The following is an 11,370-nucleotide window of genomic DNA, read 5'->3' as shown; positions in this document are numbered from 1 at the left end:
CTGCAGCATCAACTGAATCTGGATCAAACAAACCCGACTCCAAAACCGGGTGGACTCAGCAACGGGGTCTCGCCACCACCAACCGTTCAGTACACGTTGATACCGCGCTCGACAGTTGTCCAGGTGACGAAGGAAGACGAGCACAGCGATGTGCTTCTGAAGTTCGTCCCGGCCGGTGGCTACGGGATGCTGATCGTCACGCTCCACGAGAGTACTTCCGGACGCGGAGCTTCGGGCAAATCGATTGTGGAGGTCCGTGTCGACGGTGATCGAGTCGGACAGTTGACACCACAGATGAGCCGGCGATACTTGCCGCTGATCCACCACCTCGCGGCGCGCGGCCTGGTCACAGCGTGCCGCGGAGACATCACCGGGTCACCTGTCGCTGCCGAAGTACGGATCGATGGCGTGAAGGCGAACGAAGCCGACAGTGCTGTCCTCGATGGTGCAGCTGTGACTGTTCCCAGGCTCGTTGCGGCGCAGGAAGATCCTACGAGCTACGACCTGTCTGCGGGGGCGGTCGGAACAGCCGAAGCCACCGCACGCCATTCGTACGACGGTCAAGACCGAGCACGGTCGGCCGGCGCACCCGTCGACCCTCCGTTGCCCCCGGCGGCGTGGTACGACGACCCCCGTGATCCTCGGCTGCTCCGGTACTGGGACGGCGCGAGGTGGACCGAGCACATCGCGCCCAAGGTGAGGTAGTGGCGATGCATTGTCAGTGCCCCGGTGGTGCCATTCCAGTGCGGTGACCTGCTCGATGTTGACGGCGGATGGCTTATCGAAGCGGTCGTAGCACCTGGCCGTGGATGGCACGCCCCTCATCGAGGCTCCACTTGTCGGTGCCCTCTGTCATTCTGTGCGGCTCGCAACCGCGGGCGCTTCGACCAGACAGATGGAGCCTCTGATGATTCACTATCCCGCCCGCGCGCGAGCGGCGATCCCGACAATCCTTACCTCTGCTGCCATGGCAGTGAGCCTGGTATTCGCGGCACCCGCCCGCGCCGACCAGTACGACTTCGTCGCCATGCTCGACAACGAAGGTGTGTACTACGCGTCGATCACCGACGTCATCGATTCGGGCAAGATGGCCTGCCGGCTGATGCGCGGTGGCGCGGGAGTGCCTGCCGCTTTGAATTACGTCGCCGGCGGCGGGTACGCCGACTATGAGACCGCCATCATCGTCACCGCGGCTGCCACGGCCATGTGCCCTGATGTGATGCCGGTCGTCAACGATTTCATCAACCGCCGCGGACCGGCCACCCACACCTGAGCCACCCCAGCTAACCCCGAGGTCACCTCACATGTCACTCAAGAAACTGAATCGACAAACATCTAGCAAGCTGCCGCTAGACGTGCTTACATGTTCGTCAAAACTGTCGCACGCACGTCCCATTGTTGTGAGCTGTCAAGCGCTGAATGGTGGGCGCCAGACCATGAAGCGGGGGGTGTGAATCATGGACCGTGTTGACCATCATTCACTTGTCGGACAGGCACTCACGGTATTGGCCCGCGGCCTCTCGCCGTTCGTCACGCAAGTTTTGTCCCGGGTGGTTCCACCTGGGACCGATTGGGCCGAGTTGATCCGCAAGAAAGACGCTGCCAACGGTCGGGGAGGCGGCGAATACCGCAACACCGACCTGGCCCTGATGCTGCGCGCCATGACCGAGCGGCTCGGCGATGCTGGCTACCCCTTTACCCGCAACATGCCACGGCAGGCGGAGATCTACGCCAAGGAACTACGGGAGGTCCGCAACAAGTGGGCCCACACCGGCGAGTTCGGCGCCGCCGAGGCCTACCGCGCCATCGATTCGGCCGAGCTGTTGCTTCGCTCGATCGACGCCGCAGAGCAGGCGGAACGCGTCGCGCAACTCCAAACCACCATCTCGCCGATCGACACCCCGACGCGACTCACACCCCCTCCCGCCCCGACTCGTCCGCTGCCCAGGGCGGCGCCAGCCCAGTCGACACCACTGGGAACTCCCCGCATCGACATCGCCACCATCCCCGATCTCAGCTACGCGATGGCCCACTGCCGGATCCCGGTGATCGACCACGTCACCATCGACAACACCGGCGGCGACCTGCTCGGCGCTATAGCGGAGATCGACGTCGTCAGTGCCGAAGGCTCCCACGGCGGCCCGCGGGAAGTGCACGTCGACCTGGCTCCGAGCCGCCCGACAATCTTGCGCGACGTCGACCTCCAGCTCGACGCGGCGTCGATGCTGACCGTCGACGAGCAACGCCCGGGAGATATTCGTGTCGTGCTACGCGACGCCGCCGGCGCAGTCATCAGTGAGGCTGCGAAACCGGTCAACATCCTTGCCGCCAATCAGTGGAAGGCCTCGCCGCCGCAGCTGGCATTGGAGATGCTCGCCGCCCACGTGCAACCCAATGCGGCCGCCGTCGCCGCGATCATGACGGACGTCTCCGATCGGCTGCGCGCTGCGACCGGTAACTCGGCGGTCGACGGCTACCAGAGTGAGAACCCCGACCGCGTCGACGCCATGGCCCGCGCGGTCTTCGATGCCATGCGCGCGAAGGACATCCGCTACGCCGAGCCCCCAGCGAGTTGGGGCGACGACGGCCAGAAGGTGCGCACCCCCGCCGAGGTGCTCGACGGGCGGCTCGGCACGTGTCTGGACACCACCCTCACCATGGCGGCCGTTCTGGAACAGGCAGGGATCAACTCGACGATATGGATCCTGCGCGGCCACGCCTTCCTCGGCTACTGGCGCATGGACGGGGCGCTGGGCACCGTATCCACCACCGAGGTCGTCGACGTAGTCAACCAGGTGGACCTCGGCGCCATCGGGTTGGTGGAAACCACCATGGTGACGCAGTCCATGGACGACGTGAGCTTCGACGATGCCCGTCAGGTGCCGCGGGTCAAACATCTATCGGCCGGCCTGGGCGACATCATCGGGGTCACCGACATCCGCCAGGCTCGGGAAGCCCACATCCACCCCCTGCCGAGCAGGGCCGTCGGCGCCGATGGCAACGTCGTCGTCACGCAGTACGACCCGCGTGCGGCCCGGGTGATCGCCCCCTATATCCCCGGGACCGTGACACCAGCTCCCGAGGTGGCCCCCGTTCCGGATCGCATCAGGCAATGGAAGAACGCGCTGCTCGATCTGAGCCTGCGGAACAAGCTGATCAACTTCACCGATCGCGCGGGCTTCCGAATTGAGGTGCCCGGTCCGTCGCTACCGCGGCTCGAAGACGCCATCAATAACAACGCCAAGATCACCCTGCTGGCGTCCGATGCGGTCAAGAACGTCGATGTCGCCCGCGGCGTTCGGTTCGGGCGTGATCTGCCCGAACGCGACCGAGAACTGCTGCTGGCCGACAACAGCGCGTACATCGACGTCACCGACGCGTCGTACCAAAGCAAGCTGCGCTACCTGGCCTATAAGGCGAAAACCATCGTCGAAGAAACTGGTGCCAACAATCTGTATCTGGCCTTCGGCACGCTCAACTGGCAGTTCAACGACCGTGAGCTGCGCTCGCCACTGATCCTGGTGCCGGTGACGTTGAAGACGACTAACCGGGGCGAGCGTTATGTCGTGGCCATCGACGAGGCGGGGGCGTCGACGCCCAACTATTGCCTGGTCGAAAAACTGCGCACCGCACTGGGCTTGGAGCTACCTGGCCTGGCAAACCCCGATGAAGACGAATCCGGGATCGACCTTGCCGGCACCTTCGACTCCGTACGACGGGCGATCGCAGCAGCCGGGCTGCATTTCCGGGTGGAAGACTCCGTCCACCTGGCGATCCTGCAATTCGCGAAGTTCCCGTTGTGGAAAGACCTCGACGAGTCCTGGAAAGAGCTGTCCCACAACAGCTTGGTGGGACACCTCATCGAGACACCGAAAAACCAGTTCCGAGATCCCGCCACCGACATTCCCGACGTCGATCTGGACGGGCTGAACGCCTCCGTCCCGGTCCCGGCCGACTCCTCGCAACTACGAGCCGTCGCCGACGCCGTCGGTGGCAAGACGTTTGTCTTGGAGGGCCCTCCGGGGACCGGGAAGTCGCAGACGATCACCAACCTGTTGGCGCACTCCATGGCTCAGGGCAGGCGCGTCCTGTTCGTCGCGGAGAAGCGAGCCGCGCTCGATGTCGTCAAGAAGCGTTTGGAAAGCGTCGGCTTGGGTGAGCTTTCCCTGGATCTCCACGATAAGTCAGCGAAGCCTGCCACGGTGCGTGCGCAGATTCGCGACGCGCTGGAACTCCGGGTCACCCATGACACGGATCTGCTGCGCACCAAGCTGCAAGCGCTGGAATCCAGCCGTGGGCACCTCGCCCGCTATGCCGCGCGGCTGCACGAGACCAACGCTGCCGGCCAGTCGCTATACGCGGCCCGGTCAGCTGCGCTTGCCGCCGACCCGGATGTCTCTCCTCTGGATGTCCCGAAGGCACTCGTTGCTCGCGGAAACCCGGAAACCTTTGACGGGGTTGGTCAGGTGCTAAGGATGCTTCCGGAGAAGGTCGACATGGCTCGGCCTCGACGAGAGCACCCGTGGGGTTTCATCGACTCGGCGCCGCCCGCCGGGCTGGACGCTGCGGGAATCCATGCCGCTGCCGCCGAATTCGATTCTGCACTGCAAGCCGTCCAGGATGGTGGCATCGCGCTGGACAAACTCGCTCGAATCGACAGCGCTATTGCGCTCGATGCCTGGGCGCGGCTGACCGCTGAACCGCGACTGCCGCTCGATGCCGTCGACACGCTGCACGCACCGGATGGTGCGCGGCAGCTTGCCGCCGTCGAGCAGCTGTCGGCGAGGATTGCCCAATCCAAACCTGACTGGCTGGCGACGGCAACACCGGCCGCGATGGACCTCGACATCCCCGCAATCCATGCGGAGGCAGTCGAAGCCGACGAGTCGGGATTCTTCGGGCGAAAGAAACGGCGCCGCGCCGTGCTCGAACAGCTCAGCGACGTACTGGCCATCGAACCCTCCGCGGTGAAGCTCAAGACGCTCTCCACGCTCACGGGGAACATCGCAGGCACACACGCCGAGGTGGCCGAGGTACGCCAACGGACGGCTCAGCTGCCGGGGGCGATATTCCAGCGGCCGTGGAATCCGCTTGTCGCCGAGGATATTGCGCACCTGCACGCCGGTATCGCGTGCGTGCGGCGGGTTGGCGCCATGTTGTCGAACAAACCTCAGGATCCCCGCATCGCCGACCTGCGGACCTTCTACCGCGGTACCCAACAGGGCGCCCTGGGACAGCCCCTGCAACGGTTGGCCGCCGCGTGGGAGCGGCTCACGAAGGTCACGGGTACCAGCGAGGCCCGGCAGCGGGTGTGGGCGGGGGAGGGATCGTTCATCGAGCAATGGTGGGCGACCCGCGCGGATCGTCGGATCGAGAATCCGGCGTCGGCGGAGCGATGGGTCGACCTCGTCAACCACGTGGAACCGCTACGTCACGCCGGAATGGACAGCGTCAGAACGGACATCCTGAAAGGGATGGTCGTGGCCGAGGACGCCGCCCTGGCCTTCGATCACGGCAAAGCCGTCGCGTCGATAGCGGAGCGGCTCGAGGCCAGTGCGCTGGGAGAGTTCGATGTCACCGCACACGACAAGACGGTTCAGCGGTTCGCAGCCAGCGCGGGTGTGATCCGCGATGAACTCCGCCGGTCGATCCCGGCCCAGCTGCTGGCGAACCGGAAATTCCATGCGGCCGCCGACACCGGGCAGGTCGGGGGACTGCGTCGCCAGCTGGAGCGTAAACGCGGCGGCATGAGTGTGCGGACACTCATGGACAACTTTGGTGAGCTGATCACCGAGATCCTCCCGTGCACCCTGATGAGCCCGGACTCGGTAGCGCGATTCTTCCCGGCCCGGCCCGACATCTTCGACGTCGTGGTGTTCGACGAGGCCTCGCAGATCCGGGTGGCCGATGCGATCGGTGCGATGGGTCGAGCGAAATCCGTTGTGGTGGTCGGGGACAGCAAGCAGATGCCGCCGACCAGCTTCGCCGAGGCCAACGCCACGGTCGACGAGGACGAGGACTACAACCCCGATATCGTGCTCGACGAGGAGTCGATCCTGACCGAATGCGTCCAGGCTCAGGTGCCGCAGCAGTGGCTGTCATGGCACTACCGCAGCCAGGACGAAGCGCTGATTGCGTTCAGTAACGTCCACTACTACCGCGGAAAATTGGCGTCATTCCCGGCCCCGCACGTCGGAGCGTCCGGGCATGGCATATCGCTGGTACGGGTCGACGGCCACTTCGAACGGTCCGGTAAGGGAAAGACGCTGCGGACCAACCGAGTTGAAGCTGAACGGATTGTCGATGACATTCGCCGACGCTTCACGGCGTCGCCAGATGTCGCGCCTTCGCTCGGGGTGATCACCTTCAATGCTCAGCAGCGAGATTTGATCGAGAACATGCTGCGCGATGCCGGCAATGATCGTCTGGTGCACGCTCTGGACGAGCCCGACGGGCTGTTCGTCAAGAACCTCGAGAACGTACAGGGCGACGAACGCGACACCATCCTGTTTTCGGTGGCGTTCAGCAAGAAGGACAACGGAGTGTTGCCGCTGAACTTCGGGCCGCTATCACGTCCGGGCGGGGAGCGTCGGCTCAATGTGGCGATCACTCGCGCCCGCCGCGAGGTCGTGCTGTATGCGAGCTTCGATCCCGGTGACCTTCGCGCCGAGGAAACATCGCAAGTCGGGACAAAGCATCTCAAGGCCTACCTGGAGATGGCGGCCACCGGTGTCGCGTCGATCACCGAGGGCGGCAAGCGGCGGCCCGTCATCGACCGGCACCGCGACGATATTGCCACCGCCCTGCAGGCGGACGGCTTCATGGTCGCCACCGACGTTGGGCTATCGGACTTCCGGGTCGATCTCGTAATCTCGGACCCAGACGAGCCCGACCAGCCGCTGGTGGCGGTCCTGCTGGACGGTGCCGAGTGGTCCCGACGCCAGACCGTGGCCGACCGGGACGGGTTGCCGGTCGAAGTGCTGGGCAAGCTGCTGCACTGGCCGGCCGTGGAGCGGGTGTGGATGCCGGAATGGCTGAATCACCGCGATGTGACGATTGCTCGATTGCGGGTCGCGGTAAGTGAGGCGAAACAGCGTTTGGCCGAACCACCTCCGGTTCTGGAGCCCCAAGCCGTGATGCCTGTCACGGTTTCTGAACCTGCCGTCGCGATGCAGTCGATCGGAGCACTGAAGTCAGCCCCGTCGGCTGCCACTGCCGCGCCGCCGAAGCCAAAGCGGCATCCGAGTATTCGGACATTTAGCGAATGGCCGCCTCGGGTGGTTGGGGACAAGACCGTTCTGGATGAGTTGGGCGGTTCGTGGGCTGCAGATCAAGTGGTCCGGGTGATCCGCGAGGTCATCGAAGCGGAAGCGCCGATCCATCGCGATCGGCTGGCGAAACTCGTTGCCGGCTCATTCGGGCTCGGTCGGGTCAACGACGAACGGCGCCGGGCGATCCAACGCCTCGTGCCGGCCGAGTACCGGCGGAAAGACGACGAGTTCTACTGGCCCGCTGACGTGGATCACCAGGAATGGAGGTTGGTCCGGCAGCCGAAGTCCGGTGTTGGACGTGCCCTCGATGAGGTTTCGCTCCAGGAGATCGGTAACGCGATGGCGATCGTCGCCGAGCAGACTGGTGGGATCGGCAGTGAGGAGCTCAAACGGGAGGCCTTGGCGCTCTTCGGCGGTCGCCGGATAACACAAGCTATCGGTGCACGTTTGGAAGCCGCGTTGCAGCGTGCTATGGATACCGGAGCACTCAAGTTGTCAGCCGCGGGCCTGGTCGTCACTTCCTAATCGAAACGAGTTCCTATGGTTGCGTTCACGATCGCCAAGCTGACGGATGGCGCCATGTTGGTTGAGAAGGCGCTATGACCGCAGTCGAATTCGACGATGACCTGTATGACCGCATCGCATCGGTTGTCAACAGCAGCGATGAGATTGAGACGCTGAGCATTAAGCGTCCGAATTGGATTTTGTCGCTCGACCGCACTGGTGTGTGGGTGGAGACGGAGCGGTCCCGGTCCCGAGGGACAGGCCCACAGATGGTGCCCGCGTGGATGATCGCTGTGGCCTGGGAGCGTCTGAGTAAGAACGGAACTCTGAGCCACGTCGAACTGCTGAATGGCCTCAACGTCAAACGGTCGGCCTTCGTGTGCGCATTGCTCGCCCAGTTTCCTGACGTTTTGGTACGGCAGGATCGCCCGACTGTCCTGGAAAAGATCCTTGGAGGTGCGTCGTGAGCAACAAGAGCTCCTCGGGCGTGGGCGGTCTCGTCTTCTTCGTCATCGTGCTCAACGCGCTGGTCCCGAAACCGGTCTGGATCGCCCTCGGGTCATTATCGCGGTAGTTGTTGTGGGCTGGGCCGCCTACAAGGTTGCCGTTGCCCTCGAACAGCGCAGCTATGAGGGCAGCGCGCCGAGCTGCACGCGCGGCATACTCTCAATGCTGGGGTCAGCTGCTGTTGTCGATCGCCGCGGCCTGCTGGCGAAGCCGGTCGGCAACCTGCCCTAGCCACTCGGTGTATGTCATTTCCGGCCGCGGATCGTAAAAGCCACCCATCTCCATCATTACGCCGGGGAGTTCGGAATCTGGGCAAATGTCGAGCAACTTGTCGAGATGTGTAGCGAGTGCTTGGAGTTGCTGTGACGTGCGGGTCGACGAAGCTGAATACTTGTCGACGATTCCCTCCCAGTCATCGGCTTCCAGATCCCAATCCTGGTGAAAATAGGCGCCGAAGAATTGGTACAAGTCCGTTGAGATCGAGCCATCGTTCACTAATCCGCCCCGACGCTACGTTCTGGTCCATACTCGTCTCTGCTCTGGAAAAAAATCTCCGCGCCACACCCTGGGCAATGGATCCAGTATTCGTACCTTTTGTCGGATGGGTCGCTTTCCGCGACCCATGAACGCTTCTCGATCAGAACATCAGCATCGCCATTCTTCGGGCAGCGAATGCCGTCCCAAGCCCCTGCAGCGACCAACTTGGTTACCTGGGCCCACCGTTTCGCCAAAGCAACGTATTCGGACACTCGCATCAACCTCCGCCGTTGAGAAAAGTCTCGCCGAATTTTTGGGCGAAATCGAATGCAGCCTGCGTCTCACTGGCAGCACGTGTCGCATCGATGCCCAATTCGGGTATCTCAGTCATGTTTACCCGATACACCTCCTGCGCAACGGTTCGTGCTAACTCTAAGTCTGACGACATACCCTCCGGTCCGATAGCAAAGCCGCGTTCCCCAAACGAGGCCAAGCTAAAGCCGCTACCGGGTATATCGGGCTCGTAGAGCACCTTGTAGCCATTGATTTCAACTTCGGCGGCCACACCGTTCTGGGCTGCTTGTCGCAACTCGTCCATCCCCGACGATGTGAAGATGTCATGGGCAGTGTCGGCCATGTCTAGTTCTACCTGAGGAAAACCGCCCCAATGGTCTGCACCGAAATCCGAGTGGGCAGGATCTGGCGGCGTGTGGTGCTCTGCTGGTGAGCTGGCCGGCGCATGGTGCTCGACCGGCGCATGAGCGCCAGAGGGTGCGTCGGTTTGACTGTGCGGAATGCCCGGGGCGTCGTCGAGATGTCGGGCTGAGCCGGTGACGGCGTCGAGTCCGTGCTCGATCCCTTCGCCGAGGAGCTTCGCGCCGGGCAAGGGGACCATTCCAGCGGCGTCGAGGACGGCTTGGGTTCGCTCGGCGCCGGATGCCTGGTCCCAGTTGTTGAACGTGTCGATGTCCTTGGCGACGTCGGGTATGAGGCCGAGGCTGCCTTCGCTGAGTGCGCGGCTGCCTTCGGCGAAGGCGGACGGTTCCGGTGGATACGCCTGCACGTCGGCGTTTTCCGGAAGCGGGGCAACCGGAGCAGTCGGGCCACCGGCAGCGGCCGAGGCGTAGTTGAGCTCGTTCAGGAGCCTGCGCTGCTCGGTCAGCTCGGCGCGGGCGTCGAACACGGCTTGAGCCAATGGGCCGCTGACGTCCCGACCGGGACCGGTCCCGGCACCTTGCATGTAGTCCTGTCCGGCGGCGTCGTCCAGCTTGGCCTGCGCGGCGGCCAGGTTCTGCCGGGCCGCCTCGACCTGCGCGGCTTGCCGGTCGATCGCCGCCTTGTCAGGGGGCGGTGGTACTTGGCTGAGCACTGGCGGCAGGCCAGCGGGCTTCTCGTCGCCGGGCTTGGCGGCCTGACCATCCTCCGGTCTGCCGTCCGGAGTGTCGTTGGCGACCAGGAGGTCTCCGAGGTCGCCTCCGACGTCGCTGGTGACGGGAGGCTTGTCCTCGGCCTTCTTCGCTGCGTCCTCGACCGACTTGGGAACCGCGAACGGCCCGATCTGACCGGTTGCCTGCTCTGTGGGTTTGTCGCCGGGCTCGTCTCTGTGGTCCTCGGTGTCGTGTTGGACTTTGTGGTCGACGAGCCGCACCGTCCCCTCGCCGTTACGCCCGGCACCTTCGCCGTCGAAGCGGATCCCTTCCAGTTCACTGGCTTTCGCCTGCAGCCGCCGGCCGGCGAAGGTGTCGGCTTGAACCAGGCGCTCGGCGTACCAGCGGATGTCCTCGGCGTGCTCGGCGGCAGCCATGTTCCGCTCGGCGATCGTGTTGATGTCGTACTTGCGGGTGTCGGTCACCGTCAAGTCTTCGCCGACGCTGAATCCGTTGTTCTCGGCCTCGGTGATCGCTTCGAGCGCCTCACGCTTGGCGGCCCGCACGTCGTGACCACCGTTCTCGGCGGTGTCGGCGGCCTGGTCCTGAACAGCGGTCTGCCTCTGCACCACCGCAGAGTCGGCGGTCACCCGATTCAGTGCGGCGTCCTTGGCGTCGCCCTCCCAGGCGGTACCGCCGGGAGCGGCGATGCTCTGGCGGTGCTCGTCGAACAGCGTCACGGACTGGGCGCCCATGCTCCGCAGCTGCGCCGCCGTGTCGTCGAGGTGCTGGGTGGGCCACTCCTCGATCTCCGACCGGCCGGGCAGCGCGCCGCCCGCGCCGGGAGCGGCAGGGCTCACACGCTCACCGTGGTGATGGCGTCGCGGCCGTCGTCGTCGGTGGTGTCGTAGCGGGCGCTGCTCACTGAGAGGTCGTCGGCCAGGCCGCTGATCCGGCCGGACTGGCGGGTGCGAACGGAGTGGGCGGCGGCCAGGATCGCGGCCACGCCGGCTTGACTCGGGGTGGTGCCCCGTCCACCGTCTACCGTCCCAGTGGCCAACTTCGTAGCCGTGACCCCACTGCTGGCGGCCGCGATGCGTAGCCCGCTCGCGTCGACTTCCAATCCGTTAGCCATGCCAATCCCCCAACCGGCGAACACCTGGTCGTGAGGGTACCTCAGGATTTGCTCCCGGACCGACGGGAGTTCCGGGTGCGGACGGTTCGGCAGCCAGCCCTCTTGTCGG

The 11,370-nt window shown here is 64.5% G+C and carries 7 protein-coding genes; 4 read left to right on the top strand and 3 right to left on the bottom strand.

Annotated elements, in window-relative coordinates; all coding sequences use genetic code 11:
- Nucleotides 1-123 precede the first annotated feature (123 nt).
- The 4 genes from M1247_RS35210 (at nucleotide 124) to M1247_RS35195 (ending at nucleotide 8,242) form a co-directional block, all read left to right on the top strand.
- Nucleotides 124-705 carry a DUF2510 domain-containing protein gene (locus M1247_RS35210; protein WP_317161092.1) on the top strand — a complete coding sequence of 194 codons (582 nt, stop codon included), beginning with the start codon at nucleotides 124-126 and terminating at the stop codon, nucleotides 703-705.
- A 202-nt stretch (nucleotides 706-907) separates the two neighbouring features.
- Nucleotides 908-1,273 (top strand): DUF732 domain-containing protein, encoded by a 366-nt coding sequence (locus M1247_RS35205; protein WP_317161091.1) that lies wholly within the window; start codon nucleotides 908-910, stop codon nucleotides 1,271-1,273.
- A gap of 184 nt (nucleotides 1,274-1,457) precedes the next feature.
- Nucleotides 1,458-7,796 (top strand): anti-phage protein ProA, encoded by a 6,339-nt coding sequence (locus M1247_RS35200; RefSeq protein ID WP_317161090.1) that lies wholly within the window; start codon nucleotides 1,458-1,460, stop codon nucleotides 7,794-7,796.
- Nucleotides 7,797-7,870: 74 nt separating this feature from the next.
- The gene (locus M1247_RS35195) at nucleotides 7,871-8,242 is read left to right on the top strand and encodes a hypothetical protein (protein ID WP_317161089.1); all 372 of its coding nucleotides are present in this window, start codon (nucleotides 7,871-7,873) and stop codon (nucleotides 8,240-8,242) included.
- Between the two features lie 211 nt (nucleotides 8,243-8,453).
- Here M1247_RS35195 and M1247_RS35190 read toward each other — a convergent pair whose 3' ends face one another.
- From M1247_RS35190 to M1247_RS35180, 3 genes are all read right to left on the bottom strand, one after another.
- The gene (locus M1247_RS35190; RefSeq protein WP_317161088.1) at nucleotides 8,454-8,777 is read right to left on the bottom strand and encodes a contact-dependent growth inhibition system immunity protein; all 324 of its coding nucleotides are present in this window, start codon (nucleotides 8,775-8,777) and stop codon (nucleotides 8,454-8,456) included.
- Nucleotides 8,778-9,036: 259 nt separating this feature from the next.
- Nucleotides 9,037-10,986 (bottom strand): hypothetical protein, encoded by a 1,950-nt coding sequence (locus M1247_RS35185; protein ID WP_317161087.1) that lies wholly within the window; start codon nucleotides 10,984-10,986, stop codon nucleotides 9,037-9,039.
- Nucleotides 10,983-11,261, bottom strand: coding sequence for a type VII secretion target (locus tag M1247_RS35180; RefSeq protein WP_317161086.1), 279 nt, complete (start codon nucleotides 11,259-11,261; stop codon nucleotides 10,983-10,985). Before M1247_RS35180 ends, M1247_RS35185 begins: the two co-directional genes overlap by 4 nt.
- Between the last annotated feature and the right edge of the window lie 109 nt (nucleotides 11,262-11,370).

The sequence above is a fragment of the Mycobacterium appelbergii genome, assembly GCF_032883035.1.
In the GTDB taxonomy this organism is placed as follows: domain Bacteria; phylum Actinomycetota; class Actinomycetes; order Mycobacteriales; family Mycobacteriaceae; genus Mycobacterium; species Mycobacterium appelbergii.
The sequence above is the reverse complement of the archived record's forward strand: the minus strand, read 5'-3'. Positions and strand labels throughout refer to the sequence as shown.